The organism is Clostridium sp. N3C (assembly GCF_900095445.1).
Classification (GTDB): domain Bacteria; phylum Bacillota; class Clostridia; order Clostridiales; family Clostridiaceae; genus Clostridium_AU.
In genome coordinates, this window is the sequence record NZ_FMJL01000006.1 from 29,931 (window position 1) to 55,029 (window position 25,099).

At 31.8% G+C, this 25,099-nt stretch carries 18 protein-coding genes; 1 reads left to right on the plus strand and 17 read right to left on the minus strand.

The genetic code is table 11. The annotated features are described in order from the left end of the window. Positions 1-32: 32 nt before the first annotated feature. From N3C_RS03930 to N3C_RS03965, 7 genes are all read right to left on the minus strand, one after another. The gene (locus N3C_RS03930; protein ID WP_074364763.1) at positions 33-512 is read right to left on the minus strand and encodes a hypothetical protein; all 480 of its coding nucleotides are present in this window, start codon (positions 510-512) and stop codon (positions 33-35) included. Between the two features lie 492 nt (positions 513-1,004). After that, positions 1,005-3,005, minus strand: coding sequence for an NAD-dependent DNA ligase LigA (gene ligA, locus N3C_RS03940; RefSeq protein ID WP_074364765.1), 2,001 nt, complete (start codon positions 3,003-3,005; stop codon positions 1,005-1,007). A 14-nt stretch (positions 3,006-3,019) separates the two neighbouring features. Beyond that, positions 3,020-5,284: a DNA helicase PcrA gene (gene pcrA, locus N3C_RS03945; protein ID WP_074364766.1), complete on the minus strand. Its 2,265-nt coding sequence runs from the start codon at positions 5,282-5,284 to the stop codon at positions 3,020-3,022. A 239-nt stretch (positions 5,285-5,523) separates the two neighbouring features. After that, on the minus strand, positions 5,524-5,865 hold the full coding sequence (locus N3C_RS03950) for a YerC/YecD family TrpR-related protein (protein WP_074364767.1): 342 nt from the start codon (positions 5,863-5,865) through the stop codon (positions 5,524-5,526). Positions 5,866-6,056: 191 nt separating this feature from the next. Then, the gene (locus tag N3C_RS03955; RefSeq protein ID WP_074364768.1) at positions 6,057-6,242 is read right to left on the minus strand and encodes a hypothetical protein; all 186 of its coding nucleotides are present in this window, start codon (positions 6,240-6,242) and stop codon (positions 6,057-6,059) included. A gap of 410 nt (positions 6,243-6,652) precedes the next feature. Next, the gene (locus N3C_RS03960) at positions 6,653-7,387 is read right to left on the minus strand and encodes a pseudouridine synthase (RefSeq protein ID WP_074364769.1); all 735 of its coding nucleotides are present in this window, start codon (positions 7,385-7,387) and stop codon (positions 6,653-6,655) included. 186 nt (positions 7,388-7,573) lie between these two features. Continuing rightward, entirely contained in the window at positions 7,574-9,577 is a 2,004-nt protein-coding gene (locus N3C_RS03965) for a triple tyrosine motif-containing protein (protein WP_074364770.1), read from the minus strand. 105 nt (positions 9,578-9,682) lie between these two features. Here N3C_RS03965 and pulA point away from each other — a divergent pair, with 105 nt between their 5' ends. Further along, positions 9,683-11,818, plus strand: coding sequence for a type I pullulanase (gene pulA, locus N3C_RS03970; protein WP_074364771.1), 2,136 nt, complete (start codon positions 9,683-9,685; stop codon positions 11,816-11,818). A 71-nt stretch (positions 11,819-11,889) separates the two neighbouring features. On the opposite strand, the gene N3C_RS03975 is transcribed toward pulA, so the two are convergent. The 10 genes from N3C_RS03975 to N3C_RS04020 form a co-directional block, all read right to left on the minus strand. Next, entirely contained in the window at positions 11,890-12,330 is a 441-nt protein-coding gene (locus tag N3C_RS03975; protein WP_074364772.1) for a YaiI/YqxD family protein, read from the minus strand. A 1-nt stretch (position 12,331) separates the two neighbouring features. Then, complete coding sequence (locus tag N3C_RS03980) at positions 12,332-13,681, minus strand: glucose-6-phosphate isomerase (RefSeq protein WP_074364773.1); 1,350 nt, start codon at positions 13,679-13,681, stop codon at positions 12,332-12,334. A 114-nt stretch (positions 13,682-13,795) separates the two neighbouring features. Then, entirely contained in the window at positions 13,796-15,499 is a 1,704-nt protein-coding gene (locus N3C_RS03985) for an ABC transporter substrate-binding protein (protein ID WP_074364774.1), read from the minus strand. A 244-nt stretch (positions 15,500-15,743) separates the two neighbouring features. Continuing rightward, a complete protein-coding gene (locus N3C_RS03990; protein ID WP_074364775.1) occupies positions 15,744-16,928 on the minus strand; it encodes an MFS transporter in 1,185 nt (394 codons plus the stop codon). Positions 16,929-17,063: 135 nt separating this feature from the next. After that, positions 17,064-17,687, minus strand: coding sequence for an HAD-IA family hydrolase (locus N3C_RS03995; RefSeq protein WP_074364776.1), 624 nt, complete (start codon positions 17,685-17,687; stop codon positions 17,064-17,066). A gap of 316 nt (positions 17,688-18,003) precedes the next feature. After that, on the minus strand, positions 18,004-18,231 hold the full coding sequence (locus tag N3C_RS04000; RefSeq protein WP_074364777.1) for a hypothetical protein: 228 nt from the start codon (positions 18,229-18,231) through the stop codon (positions 18,004-18,006). After that, positions 18,224-20,731, minus strand: a complete 2,508-nt coding sequence (locus N3C_RS04005) for a hypothetical protein (RefSeq protein WP_074364778.1) — start codon at positions 20,729-20,731, stop codon at positions 18,224-18,226. The genes N3C_RS04000 and N3C_RS04005 overlap by 8 nt, the downstream gene beginning before the upstream one ends. 428 nt (positions 20,732-21,159) lie before the next feature. After that, positions 21,160-22,368, minus strand: a complete 1,209-nt coding sequence (locus tag N3C_RS04010) for an L-lactate MFS transporter (RefSeq protein WP_074364779.1) — start codon at positions 22,366-22,368, stop codon at positions 21,160-21,162. A gap of 154 nt (positions 22,369-22,522) precedes the next feature. Then, a complete protein-coding gene (locus N3C_RS04015; protein ID WP_074364780.1) occupies positions 22,523-23,242 on the minus strand; it encodes a LytR/AlgR family response regulator transcription factor in 720 nt (239 codons plus the stop codon). Further along, positions 23,223-24,914 (minus strand): sensor histidine kinase, encoded by a 1,692-nt coding sequence (locus N3C_RS04020; RefSeq protein WP_074364781.1) that lies wholly within the window; start codon positions 24,912-24,914, stop codon positions 23,223-23,225. The genes N3C_RS04015 and N3C_RS04020 overlap by 20 nt, the downstream gene beginning before the upstream one ends. Between the last annotated feature and the right edge of the window lie 185 nt (positions 24,915-25,099).

Consider the following 25,099-nt stretch of genomic DNA (forward strand, 5'->3'; position numbering starts at 1 on the left):
AAGTCCATATTAAACATATGGACTTGCATTATTTATGGAAGATACCTAGCTAATTTGAATTTTTTATACACCAAAATATCTCTAGCCTTCCCTCTCCATCCAATCTGCTTTCTTCCAAAACTTATTCCATCTTCTAAAGTAACCTTATTATTAGCCCCCGTTAATCTATAATAATTGCTTATTATGTCCTTATGAAATTCACCAGTGGTAATATATATCCCCCTATGAATATCATTTTCCTGTAAAGTATTAATAAAATTCTCATAGTCCTCTACAAGCACCTTAAAACACTTATGAAACCTTATAAGAAGCTCTTTTTCACCGCGACTCAACTTTACTTCCAAAATATCATTATTTTTTGTTATAATCTTCTCCTGTACGCCAAACTCCCAACAGCCTTTTGTTAAGCTCTCATAAAATTTTAATACCTTCAATCTTCTTATAAACCTTCTCAATTTCTCTGCTTCTTCTCTTCTTATTCTGCAGTAAACACTATCCATAAAAGAAAGCAAAGACATCCCACCTCAAAATTACTGCAAACAAAAGGATAAAACCAAAGGAAAGATCTATCTACTTCTCTATGATCCTTCCACTTATTACATTATATTAATCCACAAAATAACTAATTACAGGTTAACTTATCCACAAAATCAAATAAAAAATCACCATAAAGAAAAAGCGGCCTAAGCCGCTTTCATATAACCTACCATACGTCTTTAATAAAAATGAAGATAAATGAGGTCAAAGCAAATATAAAAAATATTAATGAATATACCCATTTCTTATTGCCTGAATTTAATTTTAACATTTTGATGGACCATAAAAGCATAGTGACAAATATGCATATTTTCATGATACTATACCTAGAGAATCCTGCAATATAGGCAAAATTATATTGATAAAGCAGAGTACATATAACTGAAAAGGTTGTAAGTACCACAAATACCCAGGACAAAGCATCTAAAACCTTTTTCAACTTTTTCCCCCCAAATCTCTTATTTTTATTATTGTTCCTTAATCATTTCCTCAAAAGTTTCTTCTGTAATTATGGTAACTCCTAATTCTATAGCCTTATCCCTCTTTGAACCTGGATCTTCTCCTACCAGCACATAATTGGTCTTTTTGCTTACACTACTAGAAACCTTTGCTCCTAAAGATTCTAATTTTTCCTTTATTTCAGTTCTGCTGTAGTTTTTAAGACTGCCAGTTATTACCACAGTTTTACCCTCAAAGGGATTATGGGACACTTCTATTTCTTCAAAACTTGGTTTTACTCCTAGTTTTAGTAGTTCATCTATGTTATTAATAATTTTTTCTTGAGTAAAGAATTTTACAACACTATTAGCTACAATTTCGCCTACATCCTGAACTTCAAGCAACTCATCAACAGAAGCTTTTATAATTCTATCTAGACTTTTAAATTTCTTAACTATATCCTTGGAAGTTTTCTTACCTACATTAGGTATGCCTAATGCAAATATAAATGAAGCTAAATCGCAGTTTTTACTCTTTTCCACTGCATCTAGTAAATTTTGAGCTTTTTTCTCTCCAAACTTATCTAGGGTAAGCAATTCTTCTTTCTTTAGCCTATATAAATCCGGTATAGATTTTATGTCTAGCTTTTCAAAGAGCTGCTCTGCAGTCTTTTCGCTAAAACCTTCTATGTTCATAGCTTCCCTACTAGCATAATGCACAATACTCTTTACTAATTGAGGTTTACAAGATAAGGTATTTTCACAGAAATAATGGGCACCATCTTGAATTACTTTACTACCGCAATAAGGGCAATTGCTTGGGGGAAGAATTTCTCTACTACCTTCTAAGCTTTCTTCTACCACTCCCATAATTTCAGGAATAACATCATTAGACCTTCTTACAAATACTCTAGCTCCAATCCTTACTCCCTTTCTTTTTATATCATCCATATTGTTTAAGGTTGCTCTTTTTACGGTTACGCCGCCTAATTCTACTGGCTCTAAAATAGCTGTAGGAGTAACTCTTCCACTTCGTCCTACATTCCACTCTACATCTAAAAGCTCAGTGGTAACTTCTAAAGCCTCAAATTTGTAAGCAATAGCCCATTTAGGAAATTTAACAGTGTAGCCTAAAAGTTCTCTTGTCTTCATATGGTCTATAGCAATTACTATACCGTCTATATCATAATTTAATTTATCACGAATGCTAGCTACATATTCTATTTCCTTCTCTATATCTTCTACAGATTCACAGGTCTTTATGTAATCATCAATTGGAAAGCCTTTTTCCTTTATAAACTGTAACATTTCTGTATATGTAGTAAATGGTATCCCTTCATTATATCCTACATCATAGAAAAAGGCTGAAAGATTCCTTCTAGCAGTTTCTTTAACATTTAAGTTTCTTAAAGCTCCTGCTGCCCCATTTCTTAAATTTTTAAGAGGTACTTCTGCCTTCTTATTATAGGCTTCAAAGGCTTCCTTGGTCATTATAGCCTCTCCATGAATTTCTATTGTATGATTATAATCGATTTTCAAAGGAAGACTTTTAATAGTTTTAGCTTGAGCAGTAATATCTTCACCTACTTCTCCAGTCCCTCTAGTAGCAGCCTTTACCAAAATCCCTTCCTCATCATAAGTACAGTTTATAGTAAGTCCATCAAATTTTTTCGTAATAATGTATTTAGGCTTAGGAAGTTTATCCTCATGGCTCATATTATATTCATTTATAAACCTTAAATTTCTATTATGCCAATCTCTAAGTTCTTCTACAGTTTGCGCCTTATCAAGACTCCACAAAGGAGCCTTATGGGTATACTTTTGAAATTCAGGTAGCACTACATCACCAACCCTTAAAGTTGGTGAATAAGGTAGCACAACTCCTGTTTCCTTTTCTAGTTTTCTCAGTTCATCGTATTTTAAATCATACTCCTTATCGGACACAGTGGGATTACTTAGAACATAATATTCATAAGAGTATTTATTAAGCTCTTGGGCGAGCTCCTCCATTCTTTTCAACTTATCTTCCATACCTCTACCACCTTTTATATAAGTTCTAATGGTGTCATACTTAATAAAAACATCTTTATTCCCATGTTATCAAAGGCAATTGTAAGCTTTACATCATCCTTTTCCTTCTTAACACTCACTATAGTACCTACACCAAACTTAGCATGTTTTACCTTTGCACCAACTACTGCTTCAGCCTCTGTTAAAACTGCTTTTGGCTTTGCAGGCTCTGCATTCATATAATAATTTAACTTTTTACTTAATTCTTTAGCTGCAGTTTCAAAGCTTGTGCTACTATTATTTAATGGCTGTGAATTAAAGTTTCCTATGTATCCATTTCTTTGAATTCCCTGCCCTGAAGATAATGGTGCCTTGTTTATATATTCCACCAAGTCACAAGCAATCTCATTTAAGAAATCTGAAGGAGCAAAGGCTGAAGTTCTTCCAAATACCATTCTTATTTCCGCAGAGGTCATATAGAGCTTTTCCTTAGCCCTTGTGATACCAACGTAGCAAAGCCTTCTAGACTCCTCCATCTCATGAGGATTTTGAAAGGATGAATTACCAGGGAATATACCATTTTCCATACCTACCATGAAAACCACAGGAAACTCAAGACCTTTAGCGCTGTGCACTGTCATCATCACTACAGAATCCGCTTCTTCATCATAGTTATCTACATCTGCTACTAAAGCAGTCTTTTCTAAAAATGCTGCTAAGGATTTATCCTCTGACGTATTTTCAAAATCAACAGCAGCAGAAACTAATTCCTTCAAGTTTTCTACTCGGCTTTCATCTTCTATTTCCTTTGAATTTTCTAACTCCTTAATATATCCTGTATCCTCTAAAACTGCATTTACCAATTCTGAAACCGTCAACTGTTCCTTTAATGCCTGTAAGTTTTCCATAAGATCCATAAACTTATTAATAGAAGTCTTACTTCTTGCTGATAGTGTTGGTAATACATCCACATCCAGCATTACATTATATAGACTATCTTCTATTTCATTAGCCTGTTGCAGAAGCTTTTCTACAGTAGCTGCTCCTATACTTCTCTTTGGTACATTTATTATTCTTTGAAGGCTTATATCATCATCTGGATTATTGAGCACTTTTAAATAAGCCATTATATCCTTAATTTCTTTTCGGTCATAGAATTTATGACCTCCAATTAATCTATAAGGTATATGCCTCTTTATAAAGGTATCTTCAAAAATACGGGATTGAGCGTTTGTTCTATATAAGATAGCAAAATCACGATAACTTCTACCTTCCTCTTCCATAAGCTTTGCTATCTCTGAAGCTACAAACTGTGCTTCATCTCTATCTGAAGGGGCTCTATAAATCTTTATCTTTTCTCCAGCATCACTTTCTGTTCTCAAAACCTTGTGCTTACGTTCACTATTATTTTTTATAACGCTGTTAGCAGCATTTAATATATTTCCTTTTGATCTATAGTTTTGCTCTAGTTTTACTACTTTAGCCTCTGGATAGTCCTTTTCAAAGTCAAGGATGTTTCTAATATTTGCCCCTCTCCATTCGTAAATGCACTGGTCGTCATCTCCTACAACGCAAACATTCTTATGAGCTTTACCTAACAAACGTATAAGCTCATACTGAGACATATTGGTATCTTGATACTCATCCACCATTATATATTTAAACTTTCTCTGGTAGAATTCTAAAACTTCATTATTAGTTCTAAATAACTCTACAGTTTTAAAAATAAGATCGTCAAAATCTAAGGCGTTATTGCTCTTTAACTTTTTCTGATAAAGCAAATAAAGATCTGCTATTTTGTTATCTCTGAAATTGTACTGGTTATCCTTTTTAAACTGTTCTGCAGAAATCAAATTATCCTTAGCCTTTCCAATACGGCCAATAATTTCACTGTCACTTATATCTTTTTCATTTATATTAAGTTCCTTCATACATTGCTTAATTAAAGTTTTTTGATCTGTGCTATCGTAAATAGTAAAGTCCTTTTTATATCCTAGTTTATCTATCTCTCGTCTTAAGATTCTCACACAACAGGAGTGGAAGGTGGATATCCACATATTGTCTACTATGTCTCCTACCATTCTCCTAACTCTATCCTTCATTTCTCCAGCAGCCTTGTTTGTAAAAGTTATGGCTAAAATTTGTGAAGGATAGATTCCTAAATCCTCAATCATATGGGCAATTCTATATGTAAGCACTCTTGTCTTTCCGCTACCAGCACCAGCTAGTATAAGCACCGGGCCATCAATGGTGGTAGCAGCGTCATACTGCTCCGGGTTAAGCAATTTTTTAAGATCCATGTCCTTCCTCCTATATTCATTTGCTTTCTACTAATCTTCTTACCAAATAACTACTATTATAATACTTTCCAATTAATATACTCTATAATCATTTGTTCGGAGTATATTATAGCATATTTTAATAGGCATAGGAATTTAGTATACATAATAGCAAAAAAATAAGAAGCCCTAAACAAGCTCAATTACAAGCTAGTATATTGCTTCTGGCAACTTTTTTAAATATATAACTTTAAACCTTTTTATACTTCTTTCTTATCATTAGAAGCTTCAGTATCTACTTCTTCCTTCCAATTAATACGACTAAGCACTAGATTGTAGCCATCACTTCCATAATTAAGAGACCTGTTTACTCTACTTATTGTGGCAGTACTTGCCCCTGTTAAGTGAGCAATATCATTGTATGTTTTACCTTGTTTAAGCATTTTTACAACCTGCATCCGCTGTCCCAGAGCCTTGATTTCTGTTATTGTACAAAGATCTTCAAAAAAACGATAACACTCTTCCCTATTTTTTAAGCTTAATATAGCATCAAATAGAAAATCCATTTCTGCATCCTGAAGCTTTGATCTATATTCACTCATATGTTTTCCTCCTAAATTATGTATTTATATATAGTCGCTTTTACACGGTAAACTCCTAAAGTCCTATACTAATATTATATACCAACAAGTCATTTAGGACAATAAAAAAGAAATGCAGAAAGATAAAGAAGATAGGATTATTCAGCAGAAGAACAGCTCTTGAAAAGAAATATAGAAGAAATTAAAGATAATTAAATCTTAGTTTTATTGAATCTTATAATAATATTGGACAAAGTTCCAATTATCAAAGCTGGTATTACTAGTATTGTAAACATTGCAATAATTCCACTAAAGGTTAAAGGCCCTAAAATCCCAAAGAAAATCCATGCAAATATCATAAGATAAACTACAATGTAATCAAACTTTCTCACTTTCATAAAATTGTCACCAGCCTTCATTATAGTTGAGATCACATAAATTAATATTATCTAAGGATCTACATTAATATAAGTATTATAGCTTCCCTAATAATATGTTTATTTATCTATATCCTCAACAGCAACTTTTAATATGATATTTTGCATGCAATCATTCAATTTATATTATCTGCCCATGATTAACCTCAAAACTTAGTACATTCTAATCTTATCAATAAAAAAGCAAAAAAGGAAAAACACAACCCTTGGGGCTAGGTTGTGTTCGCATCTAAATAAAAAGGGGGCTATTTAATCTTTTTATTTATCCTTGCAACTTTATTATATATAATTCAACATTATTTTGCAAGTCCATTTTAAAAAATAAATTGTAAACATTTAATCAATATGAAGGAAAACTTTCAAAATTTAATTTATTCATCCAATAATCCTACAGCTTCTTTTAACTGAGTTAATTCTTCTTCCGTTAATTCCCTGTATTCTCCCTCTTCTAAATTTTCGTCTAACTTCAAAGGTCCAAAGGATATTCTTTTTAAGTACATAACCTTTTTATTAACACTTTCAAACATTCTCTTTACCTGATGAAACTTACCTTCCTGCAAAGTAACTAATACCTCAGAGCCTTCTTCTGAAGCTTCCAAAATTTCCAATTTTGCAGGAAGACACTTATAACCATCATCTAAAACAACGCCCTTTTGAAAGGACTTTATGTCCTTCTCATCTACCCTTTTATCTATTTTGGCATAATAAACTTTATCTACGTGCCATTTAGGTGAAATCAATCTATGATTTAGCTCTCCATCATTGGTAAGTAAAAGAAAGCCAACGGTGTCCTTATCTAATCTGCCTACTGGAAAGGGATTAAAAACACTATGTTGAACTTCAAGTAAATCCACCACAGTTTCATCATAATTATCAAAGGTAGCAGAAACTACCCCTGCAGGCTTATTCATTAGCAAGTAAATATATTTTTTATAAATGACCTTTTCATCACCAATATATATCTCACTCTTCTCTGGATCAACTGACATGCCACTATCTTTAACTACCTGATTATCTACAGTAACTAGCCCCTTTCTAACTATGCCTTTTATTTCCTTTCTGCTGCCATAACCCAAATTACTCAAGATTTTATCTAATCGTTCCAGGAAAATCCCCTCCTCAATATGTATACACCTATATTTCCTAGGTAATTTTTTGTCTAATTTATATTCTACAATATATAAGCTCCTTATTCCAATATTAAATTATAGAAGTGAAAACTAAGGCTCCTTCACATAAATCTGTGAAAGAAGCCCTAAGAAATCTACAGCACTAAATTTTTTATAAAGCAATTACTCTACTTTAAATTCCACCATATCATAGTCCTCGTAAGAATTTTCATTATAAAAACTTTTCACTAAGGCCAACAATTTATAAGTCCCTTGTTTATAAGGCATAAAGCTATAATAATTAATCTTACTATATTTTTGTACCAAATTCCATTGTCCTTGCTCCATTAGATAAAATTCATAGTGCAAGTCCCTGCCCCCATCAGCTTTTACAGTGAATACTGTTCCTTCGTTTACCTTTAATTTTACTTTATCCCTTAGAATTTTTGTGTTTGCTACTGGAACTGCATCCTTTATATATAATCTGATAACCTTTTTAGAATCAAAAAACTGATCACTTGCCTTATCCTTAGCCATTATTTCTAATATATATTCTCCTCGACATCTAGGCTCTAATAGATAGCTCTTATCTTCTATATAGTCTGTTTCTTCTACCGTATGTTTATTAATTTTTAAAACATACTTTATCAAGGTTTCATTTGTTCTTTGAGTAATTATATCAAACTTAATTTTATCCCCTACCATATAAATTTCTTTGGAAGGCATAAGCACATAGTCTATCTCTGCTGGTATAAACTCCATTACCTCTAGATGCTTTATCTCATGGCAATCGTACTTCTGTTTAGAATACTTATCCTTAACCATTATTTCCATAGTGTAACTGCCTATACCTTCTGGAGTGAAATTAACCCAATTGCAAGTACTATAATCTACCCATTCAATTTCCTTTCCTTCTTTTAAAACCTTGAAAGCATACCTTAAATCCGAACCTCCAGTAGCCATTACACTTACATGAATATTTTCTCCCCTAACAAAATTCTCTTCTTTATTCATTATAACTTCTTTTATTTTCACTTCATTATTTGATACTTCATCGATAAGAAACTCCATCTCAGCACTTTCTTCAAACTTTCCTTTAAAACTCTCATCTTTAACCCAAAGGGTAATTTTATACTTACCAGCCTTTTGAGGTTTCCAAGTATAATGATCCTCTTTTATGTAGTCAGAATCCTCTGAGTAATTACCATCTATTATATATCTATATAATAGTTTTCTTCCACCATCAACCACTGCTCTTAATTCTATATCACTGTCTACTATCTGTGGTGAAATTAAATCACTGGTAAAGCTTATAATTTTTATTTCTTTATATGGTTTTACCGTATAAGCAATTAAAGCTCTATCATCATATTGATTTTGCGAATACATATCCTTAGCTAAACACAGAATTTTATAGTCTCCTGCTTTTCTTTCCACATAGCTTACTATTCGCTTAGTTGAGTAATCCTGAATCACTTCTGCCTTTCCATTAGCATCAATTTTTATAAACTTATAAAGAATCATTCTATTATCTTCATATTGTGCATCCACTTGAAATATTAGATCCTTATAAGCTAATAGTTCCGTAGAAAGACACTTAAAATCTTTAATTTCTAATGGTTGTACAGTATCAACATTAAAATCCACCTTATAAAAATCATCATAATTATTCTTGGAATCTAACATTTTACATTCCACTAGAAGTTGATGCTTACCTGCAGTTTTAACTGTAATGCTAAGAGTGTTATCAGCACTATAATCCTTAATAAGTTCCCAGTTGTCTCCGCTGCAAATCCAGTACTTGTAAACTACTGGAGCAACACTGGACTCCACAGACACATGAAGCTTGTCCCCCACCTTTAATTGGTTGTTATTTAGACTTACTTGGTTAATAAGTTTTGTTTCTACTTCACCTATAATGTAATCTGTTCTAGCAACATAATCAAAAGGCTTTGTGCTATCCATTTTCTTAGCCTGCACCATAACTATGTATTTACCATCCTTATTTGGTGTCCAAATTGTATAATTCTTTTCTGTGAAATCCTCAATAGTATCCCATATACCGTCACAACCTATTATGAACTTATATAATAGCTTTTCTTCATTAAACTTGTCTACATACACTTTTATAGCATTGTTTTTAGCAGTTGGGCTTGGAATACTAAAATTGATTTCCATGTTACTCATAGACTATATCACCTCATCATAAGATATATTTTTATTTTTAGTTTAAAGTAATGAAGCTTTATAATATAATAGTACTGTAATACTATGTAAGGAGGACTGACGCTAATGTATATCCAAAAATGTTCTCTAATTAATTTTACCACAATTTCTGTATTAATTGGAGATTTTTCACAATTTGATTATAATAATTTTATAGTCAAAAACGGCGATATTTCAATAAATCCAGAGAATGTGACAATAAACAACAACCAAGTACTTATTAATCTTAAAAATGCCATAGACATAAAAAAAGAAACCACTGTTTTCTACAATGATCTCAGTGCAAAAGTTAGCTATTTTTCCTTTTACTCCTCAGAAGAATTTCATAATACCTACTATACTAACAAAGAACTTGGTGCAATATATACCAAAGACCACACAATTTTTAGACTTTGGTCACCAGTAGCTTCCTTTGTAAATCTTTTGATATATGAAAACGGCGATCCTTCTGTAGAGGGAGAAGTAAAAAAATTTACAATGGTGGAGGATAAAGGCCTTTGGGAAATTAAGATAGATGGAGATCTAAAGGGATCTTTTTATACTTATGAGATAAATGTATTTGGAGAAACAAATGAAGTTGTAGATCCCTATGCTAAAGCTTGTGGCATTAATGGCCTAAGAGGTGCTATTGTAAACTTAAGGGAAACAACACCTGATAATTTTTACTCTTATAAGGGACCAAACTTTGAACATTATAATGATGCAATTATATATGAAGCTAACATAAGAGATATATCGGTACATCCCGACAGTGGTATTGCTCATAAGGGCAAGTATCTAGGCTTAGCTGAAGAAAATACTAAGTCCTCAAAGGGAGTAAGTACTGGACTGTCCCACATACTAGAATTAGGTGTAACCCATGTTCAACTTATGCCTATATTTGATTACTCCTATTTAAGTGTAGATGAAAGACATCCTTATAAATATAATTGGGGTTACGATCCTCAAAACTACAATATACCAGAGGGAAGTTATTCTACAGATCCATATAACCCAACTATCAGAATACGTGAACTAAAAGAGCTAATAAAAACTCTGCACAAGCATGGTTTAGGTGTTATTATGGATGTGGTTTATAACCATGTCTTTCATCATGAAACCTCTAATTTTGAAAAAATCTTCCCAGGCTACTACTTCAGGCAATACGATGATGGTTCTATAAGCCAAGGTACTGGCTGTGGTAATGATACAGCATCAGAAAGATCTATGGTAAGAAAGTTCATCATCGATTCTGTAATGTATTGGGCAAAAGAATATAATTTAGATGGCTTCAGATTTGATCTTATGGGCATTCATGATATAGAAACCATGAAGCAAATCTATGAAAACCTAAAATCACTAGGAAGAAAGTTCATTGTTTATGGAGAAGGTTGGTATCTTAATACTAATCTTAGAGATGATCAAAAAGCCAATATATACAATAGCTTCCAATTGAAGAACATTGGTTTCTTTAATGATAAAATTAGAGACGCTGTAAAAGGAAGCGTATTTAATATACATGAAAGAGGTTTCGTAAGTGATAATGAATCAACGGTAGACACTATAAAGTTTTGTGCAGCCGGTTGCGCACTAAATATCTTTGGAAAACCTGCTACTTTCTATTCCCCAGAGCAGAACATAAATTACTCTTCTTGTCATGATAATTATACTTTATGGGATAAACTTAAATTGAGTTGTCCAGATGCTTCAGAAGAAGAGCTTAAAAATATGAGTAAGTTAGCAGACGGAATAGTTCTTACTTCCATAGGAGTTCCCTTTATACATGCTGGTGCTGAATTTTGCAGAACAAAGGGTGGTATAGAAAATAGCTACAACAGTGCTGATACCATAAATAGAATGGACTGGTATGAAAAAGCTAACTTCTTAGACGTAATGGAATATTACAAAGGATTAATAAAATTAAGAAAAGAGCACAAGGCTTTTAGAATGTATGATAGGGAGCAAGTAGCCAACCATCTAAAATTCCTGCCAGGAGCCAGAAGCTGTGTGGCTTTCATTCTTGAAAACCATGCTAACGGTGACACTTGGAAGGATATAGTTGTAATATATAATGGAGCCAACCATTGTAATTCTGTAAGTATACCAGAAGGCTCTTGGAATGTTGTTGTTAACAAAAATTCTGCTGGCACTGATATTATTGAAACTATAGAAGGCAACAATGTTGCTGTGGAATCCACATCAATGATGGTGCTTTACAGGTAAACTGTAGCACCTTCTTTCTTTATTCATATACTTATGTAAAAAATAAGAGACCCTTCTTCTGGGTCTCTATCTTAAATATTTGACTCTTTAATTAACTTTATTAACCTTTTCTCAAGCCTTTTATCATCTTCTGAGCTTCTCTTTTTGGGATTGTTAGTTCGGCCTCCAGCTCTACGAATTTCAGACTTAATATGTCTTTCTAACAGTAACCTATCAATATTATCTTCATTAAAAATATATCCTGAAGGACTTATACACTTTGCTCCCTTAGGTAGACACAGAGCTGCTACTCCATAGTCTTGAGTTACAATAATGTCGCCACTACTACAATTATTGACTACATACATATCAACACTTTGAAAGCAGCTATCTACCAATCTAACTTCAGCATAATCACTGCTTATCATATGATGAATATCACAAAATATAAGCAAAGGTATGTTAAAGTCTTTAGCTATCCTTTCAATTACATGTCTTCCGGCGCAGCCATCTCCGTCTACTATTATTTTCATATTATAGTCTACTTTCTAATTCTGACTTTAAATCTTCATAACCAGGCTTTCCAAGAAGAGCAAACATGTTTTTCTTGTAAGCTTCTACACCTGGTTGATCAAATGGATTTATTCCTAATAAGTAAGCACTGATTCCACAAGCCTTTTCAAAGAAATAAACCATGTAACCAAAGTAGTAAGCACTGATTTCTGGAATGTTTACAACGATATTAGGAACTCCTCCATCATTGTGAGCTAATAAAGTTCCTTGGAATGCCTTCTTATTTACGAAGTCCATAGTCTTTCCAGCTAAGAAGTTTAATCCATCAATATTTTCTTCACTGCTTTCAACTACTACTTCTTTTCTTGGCTTTTCTATATTCAACACAGTTTCAAATATGTTTCTTCTTCCTTCTTGAATATATTGTCCCATAGAATGAAGGTCTGTAGAGAAATCAACGGATGCTGGGAACAAGCCTTTGTTGTCCTTTCCTTCACTTTCTCCATAAAGCTGTTTCCACCATTCACTGAAATAATGTAAAGCAGGTTCATAGTTTACAAGGATTTCTATAGCTTTACCCTTATTATAAAGCACGTTTCTTGCAGCTGCATACTTGTAACAATCATTGTTTGCTAGCTCTGGAGTTGAATAAGCTTCTCTAGCATCTGCAGCACCTTGCATCATTTCATCTATATTAACACCACTTACTGCTATAGGTAATAATCCTACTGCAGTTAATACTGAGTATCTTCCACCTACATCGTCAGGAATAACAAAAGTTTCATAGCCTTCTGCATCTGCTAAATTCTTCAAAGCACCTTTAGCCTTATCTGTAGTAGCAAATATTCTCTTCTTTGCTTCCTCTTTTCCGTATTTCTTTTCCATGTAGTCTTTGAATATTCTGAAGGCTAAAGCTGGTTCTGTTGTTGTTCCAGACTTTGATATAACATTTACGGAAATGTCCATTCCTTCAATAGCTTCTAGTAAGTCTGCCATATATGTTGAACTAATGTTATTACCTACATATAATATTAATGGTGATTTTCTTCTTTCCTTAGGAAGCACATTGTAGAAGCTATGATTTAGCATTTCTATAGCCGCTCTAGCTCCAAGGTAAGATCCCCCGATACCGATAACTATAAGTGCATCAGAATCCTGTCTTATTTTTTCTGCTGCTTTCTTGATTCTGTCAAATTCTTCCTTGTCGTAGTTTACTGGTAAGTCAACCCATCCTAAAAAGTCACTACCTGCTCCAGTTTTATTATGTAGAGTGTTGTGTGCGCTCTTAACCATTTCTGCCATATATGAAATTTCATGTTCAGCAACATATGGGCTTAATTTTGATAAATCTAAACTAATTCCTTTTGCCATTCAATAAAACCTCCATTTCTATCCCTTATAAAATTTTATTTTATTATCTAAATTAAATCAAGTCTATTAAGCAAAAATTTATATATTTCAGTAACTTTCTGTCAATTAAACAACTTAATTGTCTAATTCTAACTTGTAGGCATCTTGAGTCCATTCCTTATACGGCGATACATTAACTCCTTTCACTCTTATATTTACTCCCAAAAGCTCTTTGTTTTGACACAGATATATGTAAGGTAAATCCTCATTGGCTAGTTTAGCCCAAGCACTATAAATAATACCTCGTTTCTCCATGTCACTTTCTTTAAGTGCTGAATAAATTAATTTATCACTCTCCATATTTCTCCATCCAACGGTGTTATAGCCTCCTGGATAATCTTCTTTTATAGAAAATATTTCCGAAGGGTCTGGATCTTGAGTTAAAGCCCAGGACATATTATACATCTCAAAGTCTCTTTCGTCATATATCTTGCTCATTAAATCACTAAAAGGTATTTCCTCTACAATCACTTCTATACCAATTTCTTTCCAATCTTCTACAAGTTGCTTTCTTAAAGTCTCTGCATATTTAGTATCTCCATAGGTTGACCATTTAATTTCAAATTTATTTCCATTTTTATCATACCTATATCCATCTTCTCTTTTAGTCCATTCACATTCTTCTAGAAGCTCTTCCGCTTTTTTCTTATCATACAAATATGGAGTTAGATTGTCAGGATAAGCCCAAGAGCATTTAGCTAAAGGAGTATCAAAGGTTGAGCCATAATTACCATAAACTTCTTTTATTAGCTTCTCTCTATTTAATCCATATATAAGAGCCTTCCGAACCCTTATATCTTGAAATTTAGGATTTCTTAAATTTAACCCTATATATTGAAAGCTATTACTATCAAAAATATGTAAATCCACGTAACCCAAAGTCTTTAAATATTCTACCCTATGATCATTTGCTATAAACTTAGCTATATCTACCTCTCCGCTAGCTAATTGTCTTAAAGCCTCATCTCCAGGTACCTTTTTAAATATGATATTATTTATCTTTGGTTTATCCTTCCAATAATATTCATTCTTTATCAACTTCACCTCTTTATCCCCATCAGAGAATTGTAAACAATAGGGACCACAACCTACAGGTTTATCTATCATTTTATCCATTTCATTAATTTGACCTTTAGTAAAATTATAATACTTTTTAGGTAAAATCCCAAATTCAAAATCATAAATCAAAGAGGAATTGACTTCCCTAAAGGTAAAAGATATTTTATACTTATCCTCTACCTCAATACCAATAACCTCTTCTTCACTTCCATATTTATAATAATCATAGCCTTCCAAAAGCCTCATGCTGTTAACAAAGGGCCCCTTGTAGGAAGGATCACATAGTGCTGTATATGTAAAAGCAACATCTTCTGCAGTAAGTTCAGAACCATCACTAAATTTTATACCTTCTACTAAGTAAAAAGTATACTTCTTACCATCCTCACTAACTTCCCACTTTTTAGCTATATTGTTTATTATCTTTCCGCCTTGATCATGGCATACCAATCCCTCAAAGATTAAAGTACTAAGCCACAAATCATATCCATTAGTGGTGTAAAGAGGATTTTTACTACCGCTAAAGTCATTTACTGCCACTACTAAAGTATCCTCTCTATTTTTAGCCACCTTAGGATTTGCCCTTTTTCTACCTATCGTAATAATCTCTTCATATTTATTTTGCTCTCTCCTAACTTGATTCTTCCCACCATTCCAAATACAGCCTGATAACATGAAGGTTGTGATAGAGGAAGCTATTAAAAGTTTTAGAGCTCTTTTCATTCCTATACTCCTTCCACACTTAGATATATATTTTCACTTTCAAATATATCTTTAATTGAAATTTTTTAAACCTTTAACTTTCATACCAAACATATTATTAGCCTTAATACAGTTACATATTTTATGCAAGAACATCTTACCATAAACTTACTATTTTTTATACAAATTTAAGTAAAATTTGGAATAAAAATAATAGATTCTATGCAAGAAGCTTTGTCCTTACATAGAATCTATATACCCTTTACTAGCTAAATATCGATTTACTATTTTCTTTAGTATTTATCTTGTTTAATTTCTCCGCCATAACAATCATTGTTGTCATTATTATAATTAAAAAGATTGGAAATACTTTTATACTAATATTCTGAGCTAAAATTCCAAAGAACGGTGGCATAAAGGTTGCTCCAATATAGGCAGAAGCCATTTGCATTCCCATAATGGACTGAGATAAATCTTTCCCAAAATTGTCCGGTGTAGCATGGATAAAACTAGGATAAATTGGTGCACATCCTAATCCCATAAGAATAAGTCCTAAAATCAAGGTAAGATTTCCAAGAGGCAGGAACAGCATAATTATACCAATTGATGCTACGCTTTGTCCTAACCGAATCATAGCCTTATCCTTCAATTTCATAGTAATAAAACCGGAAATAAACCTTCCTCCTGTAATACCTAAGAAAAAAAGTGATGCCCATTTAGCAGCAGTCTCTGCTACTATGCCTCTATTCATAACCATATAGCTAGCAGCCCATAATGCAGCAGTCTGTTCTAAAGCACAGTAACAAAAAAAGGCCATAAGGGCTGGCTTTGCTCTAGTTAAGCTTATTAACTCTTTTATAGTAATACTTTTGTTTTCTTTTTTACTCTCTGACACCTGAGAGTTTGCCTTCTTCCAAAGTGGTAGCGAAAATATTAAAATTGCAGTTAAGACAATTTGAAGAATACTAATAGCTCGATAGCCGCCATTCCAAGTCCTGCCGCCGCTTAAATAATATCCCATAATATATGGTCCTGTAGTAGCCCCTATTCCCCAAAAACAATGTAGCCAACTCATATGTCTTGATTTATAATGCAGTGCAACAAAGTTATTTAAAGCTGCATCTATGCAGCCTGCTCCAAAACCATATGGGATAGCCCAAAAACATAGAAAATAAAAAGATTTAGATATAGAAAAACCAAAAAGTGCTAAAGCAGTCAAGGCTACACTGATTGCAGTAACCTTTCCAGTACCTAGTTTATTAATAAGCTTGTGACTGAAAAAACTTGATATTATAGTTCCTCCCGAAATGATCATAGAAATTATCCCGGCAAAAGACACTGGTACATTTAGTTCCACATGCATACTAGGCCAAGCAGAACCAAGCAAAGCATCAGGCAATCCTAAACTAATAAAGGAAATATAAATAATAATTAATAATGCTGTAAACATATCCACCTCTCACCCTTATTTTTTAGTGCACTAAACAAATTATTTTTTGCTCAATTGAACATGTTATTTACATGTTCAGTCTATTAATATTCAAAGCAAGATACAATGGACTTTTTTATAGTATTTATAAATATTTTAAATTTCCTTTATTTCGTACAAATCTTCTACCACAAAATCTTCTAAACCGCTTCTTTCTCCCACACTAGTCTTTGATAAGAAAAGTATTCCTTTTATGCCAGCATTTTTTGCACACTCCATATCAAGAGTTCTGTCCCCCACATAATAGGTGAAGCTTGGATCTAAGTGATATTTGTCCATAAGATAATTTATTGCATCTGGCGCTGGCTTACGTGGAAAACCATCCTGACTAGTAATAATTTCTGCAAAGAATTCAAATATACCTAGATTTTTTAAAACATCTTCTGTAGTTTTTCCTCTATTGGTAAAAACAAAATTTTGTGACCCTTGTTGAGATAAACATTCAAGTATTTCCTCAGCATGTGGAATCAACTGAATATTTAGCTTTTTCTTACCACTAATTTCGGAATAACGTTCCTTTGCTTTTTCAAAGGGTATTCCAGTCTTTTGCTCCATACTTTGAATATACGAGCTTACGGAATACTTTATTGAATGTTCTAATATGTCATCCTTATTAGTATCAATTCCAAATTCCTTATAAGTTTCCTGTAAGCTAGATACAATAATATCGTAGGAATCCAATAAAGTGCCATCTAAATCCCAAATAAAAGCCTTCTTCATGTTATTCCTCCTCTGTTTCTTATCATTCACATTATATCATACACTATAACTTTTCCAGTATAAAGCAAGAATCATAAAAGCAAAAAGCTTGAAGCCCTTTGCTTATAAGGGTTCCAAGCCTTATGTAAATTGATGTAATTCTACTATATAAACAGGTTTATTTTTTAGATCTTGGTAAGTATCTCCTATCTTTAAACCTAGGAAATTAATGCTATTATTTTCAATTGCTATAAAATCAATTATTTTTTAAGCTTGCAAACTTCATATCTTTTTATTTCCACTATACTATTGATTGTTACCTTATTTATATTAAAAATTAATAATTATAATCTGGAATTCCGTTGTGATCCAAGTCAATAAAATCATCATGTTTATCAGGAATTCCATCATGATCCATATCAAAAAATAAATCATGATGATGTAATATACCATCATTGTCATGGTCAGTTACTAAATCTACATTATCCGGTATATCATTATGATTCATATCGAAAAAAAAGTCACTTTCATCCCAACCTTCTGGTCTAAATGGATTGTCAAACATTTTCTCCTCCTCCTTTTAACAAGTTATTATTAATTTCAGCCATATTAACATTGATAGAACTTTGTATTTGCTCTATTAAATATTTCTTAGGTTTCACCATTAAGTCACTGATTGGTAACTGCTTCATTGTATATAAATCACTAATTCTATGGATTAATTCCATTTTAACTTCACTTGAATCATTAAGATTTACATAATATTGAGATATTTGCTTAAACGTATAAAATAAAGCTTGATTAACTTCATCTATATAATAAGGAATCATTATTTGCATAATATGTTTAAAGTAATCAATAGCTTGGTATGTATATATATCAACTTTATTTTTTTCTACTTTCTCTAGTTCCTTGTCCATTTTATATGTATTCAAAATATTCACTGCTGAATTTAAGATACCCATCAATGAAAAAGCCCCTGTAAATATTGCCCCAGCAGCACCTACTAATCCCTGTGCACCTGCCTGCCTATAACGGCTATTAATTGTAGCAAACCTTGTATTAGTATTTGGATAAATAGCATAAGGTATATGTGCTAAAGTCCTCTCTATTTCATTTAAAGATCTTAGAATTTGAGAAGCTATGGATAAGAGTTGCTTTTGAAGACCTTTAAAAGGCATAGAACTTATATTTCTTCCTAACTTCTTCATTAACTCTCTCTCATTATTTTCAAGCAATTTAGGCAAGTAAATTCCAACTATATCTAGCTGCTTCTTTTGTTCTTGTACTGCATAGTAAAGAATATTAACAGCCTTTAACTTATCTTCATAATCTAAATTGCTAGACTTTTCTTCTAGCAACTTATCTAATTCTTCTTTTACACAAAATAAAGAACCAAAATAATAATAATTCAAAATATCATTTATTTGTCTAGCCCAACTTGTAAATAAATCTTCCACCTTCAAGGAATTATATAATTTTAGTTTAGAATTCTTAAAAGTTTTCTTCACCAATTCGTTAACATTTTTGCCATATAAATAAAAAGTAAAATTTTCATTATCTATTTTAGTTATATTAATCTTTACAAATTCAGAGCTATCTATAAATTCTTTAACCGTTATATCCTTAATTTGAGTATTTTCTAAATAAAGAAAATTTCTATTAGCTGATTGCTTGAATTCAACTCCTTCACTGCTTATATTAATGATAAAAGGATAGCCTTCATCAGTATAGCCAAATCTATACAAGTTACTATCAAAATTAGTTTTTTCACTCAATCCAAATTTATCATTATATTCTTCTGCTAAATTTAACAAAAAGATATTCTTATCTTGAATTATAAAAATAGTATTATTTTCAATATAATAACTAACATTTTCCAAACTAAACCCATATATTTTTCGCAATGAATCAATATTTACAAAATTAATGATATTCTCCTTTTTTACAATAGCAATATCTTTCTTATTATACAAAATATCATTAACATATCCAGTTAATCTTCCAAACAGTACTTCAGATTCCTCTGGAATTATAGATGTTAGGTTATTTCTATTATAAAAAAAGCTTCTTAAGTTTTCTAACTTACTTTCATTGGGAATAAATAAACTTATTTCTTTACAATATCTTTCTTCAACATCATTTTTAAAAGAAAAATATCCCTTTATGTTTAGTAAGCCATTACAATACTCATATTCTTGAATATGCTTATAATTAATTTCAATATTATGGTTATTCAGATTTTCTACTATAATCTTATCTTTATCTATAGTTATATTACTAATAAAATAACTGTTGCCATCAATTTTAATAATCTTCTTTCCATAATAATCGTCAACACTAAAGCATTTCTTATCAATCTTTTTTAATAACTGAAAAAAGTCATTAATACTTATTTTATAATTATAACTAAACTCTTCATTAATATCAGATTTAAAATCTATACCTCCCGAAAAACTAACCTCTATAGGATATATTGTTATGTAAACAGCTTCTCCTCCAAAATCTCCTCCGGAGTTGTAAACAATCACTCTTCCTTTATTGCTAATAAATAAGGTATGATTCCCTATCAAGGACTTATTAGGAATATTAAATTCAGCATTATCACTTCTAAAAATAATATATTCATTTTCTATTAGCTTATTTTGCACAATCACAGGTACAGTAATAAATGTATCTCTGGCTTTCTTTAACATGTTAAAATCGATATTATATGCTATGACATCATTTATTCTTCCTATCATATTAACTTTTTCATCTTTTTCTACAGTATCAATAATTTTATTCACTGTGTGTTTAAGATTATTCACTATAGTTCCGAATTTATTTTCCGCTATTTCTAAACTGTTTTTATCTTTATCTATTAAAACAACTTTTCCCCTTCTTGCTTCTAGTACTTGCAGCAAAGCTTCATAAGCTATAGAGGGCTCATAATCTCTAAGCTTAGTTACAATATCACTTTCTTTCTTCTTTAATTCACAGATAGCTTCTTTCACTATATCAGCTACTGAAAAATAATCAAAATATGTAGTACTATTTTGCTTGCTGTTTACATTATCATTCATTGTTAGTTTTCACACCTCTTACTACTTTTGTTCTGCATACATGCTGTGTTTTTAACTGTTAATCTATCTTCTATTTATTCAATATAACCACCATATAGAGTTAAATCTATTACTAATATTCTACATTATTATACATATTTCATCAAATATAGGTATACCTTCTTAATGATTATTTAATTTTAAAAAGCAATAATATTAAATCAAAGCAACTAAATTTTCAATTTTTAGCTTCTTTTTTAAATTCTCTTTTGGCTTTTATTTTTGTTACTTGTATAAATATTAAACGCTCAGCAAAACATAAAAAAGTAGGCCTTGATATATTAGAAACCTATTCCATAATCAAAACCTACTTTTCGGAAACATTATTAACATCAAATTATTTTATACTATTGGTGAATAATTCAAAATCAAATACTATTTCATATTTTTTAAGCTGCCTTTTCCACTAATCTATAATCATACTTATGAGTCTTTGCAGGTTGTATTGCATAAGCTAATACAATTGAAACTAAGCATAGAGCTCCGATAACCATAAAGGTTGGCTTAAATCCACCTAATAAAGAAGCTATAACTGAACCTGAAAGAGCTCCAATACCAAAGCCTTGATAGATCACTCCATAGTTTTTAGTTTGATTTCTAACACCGAAGAACTCTCCTACAATTGCAGGGAACACTGTAACATTTCCACCGAAGCAAAAGGCAATGGAAGCAACACAGGCAAAGAAAATTCCATAATTTAAAGCCACAAAGCTTAATATTAATACTGCTGAAGCTGTAACTGCAAGTGAGAAGGTTACTACCTTTAATCTTCCAAACTTGTCCGATAAAGCGCCTAAAATAATTCTTCCTGCTGTATTAAATATTGCTATCATGGCTACTGCATTTGCTGCCACAGTAGGGTCAAGTCCAGCGAGTTGTACTCCCATATCTTTTGCAATTCCTATTAAATAAAGACCACTCATACATGCTGTAAAGAATATTACAAATAGAGCATAAGCTTCTTTAGTTTTAAGCATTTCTCTAACTGCAAATTCCCTTTTATCTGAAACATTGGTGTTAGACACACTTTGCTCTGGAGCATCATTGATTAACTGGGCACCAAAGAAAATTAACGCTGCAGCTATAATTCCCCAATATAAGAAGGCAGCTGATACCCCCTTACTACTGATAAAGCTTCCATTAATATATTTAAAAACTAAACTTCCTGTGCCATAGGCTCCCACTGAAAAACCTGAAATAAGGCCTTTTTTATCAGGAAACCACTTTATAACATTAGATAAGGAGGTTATATATGCAATACCATCTGCCGCTCCAACTATTACACCGGCTGTAATATATAACATTGGTAGAGAAGAAACCATTGATGTTAATATTAATCCCGCTCCTAATACTAGGCCAGCAATGGATACAAGCTTCCTAATACCTAATTTATCCTGAATCTTTCCAGCGGCTAATGTTGAAAATGCTAAAGCAAAGCTAGTTATTGAAAAGGTAATGGATACTTTGCTTAATGGAAAACCAAACTTATCTACTAAAGGTTGATTGAATAAACTCCAGGTATAAATTGTTCCTAATCCTAATTGAGCGATTATTGTACCTAAAAGTATTAATAATCGGTTTTCTGATGTTTTTTTCATATGTTTCACTCCTTAAATTTATTTGTACTAAGAAAACCTTTACAATCCCAGTAAAAAATCAAATGAAGTATTAACTATGAGTCAATTATAACTTAGTACAGAATAAATTTATTATTTTATGAGTGAAATACAAAAAAACTTGAGTAGAATGCACCTATAAATTCATTATCCGTTTAAACTCTTTTATGTTGCTTCTGCTTACCGGAACCTCAAACTCTATATCTTGAAGTTTTAAATTATAAGTATTATTAAACCAAGGTATTATTTCTCGTATTTTGCTTACATTAACAATGTAGGATCTATGGCATCTAAAAAACTTATTCTTCGGCAACTTGTCATAGAACTCAGATACACTTAAGTTTACCGAGTACTCCTCATTTTTAGTAAAAACATGAGTGATTCTATCACTGGCAGCACAATAATATATATCATCCATGTCCACCACTATAATCTTCTCATTTTTCCATAGATTTATTTTATCCGACACATAATTATTAACCTTATTTTGATCATGATTATTAGTATTCTCCAGCTTCTTAAGCACAGATACAATTCTAGATTCAGAATAGGGCTTTAATATATAATCAAAAGCCTCTATTTCAAAGGCTTCTGCCGCATGTTCCTTGTAGGCTGTTATAAAAACTATATAGGGTTTTACTGAAAACTTACTAATGCTTTTGGCAAGTAATACTCCATCTAGAGATGGTATGTTTATATCTAAAAATATAACATCCACCTGATTATTTTGGATAAACTTTAATACCTCTATTCCATCTTCAAACTCATTTATTACTTCTATTTGACTATAATTTTTGATAAAATATTTTAGTTCTTCTCTTGCCAAATATTCATCATCAACTACTATAGCTTTCATGTGGTTCAACTCCTTCTATGTTTTTCTTTATATAAAACTCTATCTTAGTTCCCTTTTCCAATCTTTCTATAACGAGTCCTTCTCCATAAATAAGCTTAATTCTTGAATGTACATTGTATAGACCTATTTTATTTCCCGGAACCTTATCCTTATAAATATTTTGGATTACATCTTCACTTATACCTATACCACTGTCTATTATAGAAATCTTAACCTTTTCCCCTTCATCCTTTACGCTAATTTTTATTGTTCCCCTACCCTTATCCTTTAAAATACCATGAACTATGGCATTTTCCACCAAGGGCTGTATTGTAAGACTTGGTATTTTAATATTAACATCATCGATATCATAGACTACATCTAGCTTATTTCCAAACCTAGCCTTTTCTATTTCTATATAGTCCATAACCTGCTTAAGTTCTTTCTTTATATCTATAAATTCACTATTTAACTCTAAATTAAATCTTAAATAGCTAGAAAGATTTATTATAAGTTCCCTGGCCTTATTGGGATCTATTCTTATACAAGAAGCTACAGCATTTAAAGCATTAAATAAAAAATGGGGATTTATCTGAGTCTGAAGTGCTTTAAGCTCTGCCTTATTGGCCATTTCCTTTATATGTTCAATCCTTGAAACCTCCATCAAAGTTGATATAATTTGAGAAAGTCCTATAGCTAAGGTCTGTACATTATAGGTTATCCTATGAGGACTTTTATAATATATTTTCAAAGTTCCAGTAACTTCCCCCTTTTCTTTAAAAGGTATTACTATTGCTGATTTTAACATTCCACTTTTATCTTCAAAGCCCTCATTTTTTATAACTATATTACCGCTACTTATTGCCTCTTTAGTTGCTTCAGTTATTATTTCATGACCAATATTGTAATATTCTTTTCCAAGACCAACATAAGCTAATATATTCATTGTATCAGTTATGGCCACTGCATCCGCATTAATATCCTCTTTTATAATAGTACATATCTGATTTAAAGAATCACTATTAATATTTCTAAAGTAGGGTAAAGTCTTATTGGCTATATCAAGGGCTAATTTAGCCTGTGCAGCAGCTATCTTTTCCTTCTCGTCCTCTACATTTTGAACTAACAAAACAATGAAACCTACGCAAACCTGCCCAAGTATCATTGGAATAGCAATTTTAGAAACTATGTCTATACCTAAAGAGTGGGGTTTACTTAACAAAAGTATTAGGGTCATTGTTATACTTTCAGAAAAGACACCTGCTATTATACCAGCTATCCACTTATATTCTTTTTTAATCTTTTTATTAATGTATCCAGATATAGCCCCTGCAATTATACTGCTTATTAGACAGGGGATTGAGGTTATCCCTCCTATATCAATCAAAAATCTGTGCACACCCGATATGACCCCTGTTACCATTCCTACCACAGGACCAAATATTATTCCGCCGGACACTATAGTAATTATTCTAACATTCACTAAAGAGCCTTCCACATTAAGGCCTGTATAAGTTGCCAATACTGCAAAACTTGAAAACACTGTGCATATAATTATATAATCTTTTTTGCTATAGGTTTCTTTACCAAAGATTTCTCTGAAGCCTTTTAGTCTTGTCATAGCATATAAGCATATAAGAAGCAAAGCCGCTCTTTCTAGAAATTGTACTAATATGTCATATACATTATTCAATAATAATTCTTCTCCCTTCTTTAAAAGACCTTCTTTTTTAATAGAATATACTCAGTAAGGCATCAGTATACTATCCCTTGCAAGCAGTATACTATTTAGTAGCGACTTTTACAATGGCATCCTTAGGAAATTAGAACCCCACCATCTAAAAGCCATAACATTATTTTAAATGCAAGCCTAATTAT

Bases quoted from the DNA above. Each gene is read 5' to 3' on its own strand.
- N3C_RS04000 (WP_074364777.1), bottom strand. From the start codon at position 18,231: ATGTTTGACAATCCATTTAGACCAGAAGGTTGGGATGAAAGTGACTTT.
- N3C_RS03980 (WP_074364773.1), bottom strand. From the start codon at position 13,681: ATGGCAAAAGGAATTAGTTTAGATTTATCAAAATTAAGCCCATATGTT.
- N3C_RS03985 (WP_074364774.1), bottom strand. From the start codon at position 15,499: ATGAAAAGAGCTCTAAAACTTTTAATAGCTTCCTCTATCACAACCTTC.
- N3C_RS04015 (WP_074364780.1), bottom strand. From the start codon at position 23,242: ATGAAAGCTATAGTAGTTGATGATGAATATTTGGCAAGAGAAGAACTA.
- N3C_RS03995 (WP_074364776.1), bottom strand. From the start codon at position 17,687: ATGAAGAAGGCTTTTATTTGGGATTTAGATGGCACTTTATTGGATTCC.
- N3C_RS03965 (WP_074364770.1), bottom strand. From the start codon at position 9,577: ATGAGTAACATGGAAATCAATTTTAGTATTCCAAGCCCAACTGCTAAA.
- N3C_RS03950 (WP_074364767.1), bottom strand. From the start codon at position 5,865: ATGAGTGAATATAGATCAAAGCTTCAGGATGCAGAAATGGATTTTCTA.
- N3C_RS04005 (WP_074364778.1), bottom strand. From the start codon at position 20,731: ATGAATGATAATGTAAACAGCAAGCAAAATAGTACTACATATTTTGAT.
- ligA (WP_074364765.1), bottom strand. From the start codon at position 3,005: ATGGAAGATAAGTTGAAAAGAATGGAGGAGCTCGCCCAAGAGCTTAAT.
- pulA (WP_074364771.1), top strand. From the start codon at position 9,683: ATGTATATCCAAAAATGTTCTCTAATTAATTTTACCACAATTTCTGTA.
- N3C_RS04010 (WP_074364779.1), bottom strand. From the start codon at position 22,368: ATGAAAAAAACATCAGAAAACCGATTATTAATACTTTTAGGTACAATA.
- N3C_RS03955 (WP_074364768.1), bottom strand. From the start codon at position 6,242: ATGAAAGTGAGAAAGTTTGATTACATTGTAGTTTATCTTATGATATTT.
- N3C_RS03990 (WP_074364775.1), bottom strand. From the start codon at position 16,928: ATGTTTACAGCATTATTAATTATTATTTATATTTCCTTTATTAGTTTA.
- N3C_RS03975 (WP_074364772.1), bottom strand. From the start codon at position 12,330: ATGAAAATAATAGTAGACGGAGATGGCTGCGCCGGAAGACATGTAATT.
- pcrA (WP_074364766.1), bottom strand. From the start codon at position 5,284: ATGGATCTTAAAAAATTGCTTAACCCGGAGCAGTATGACGCTGCTACC.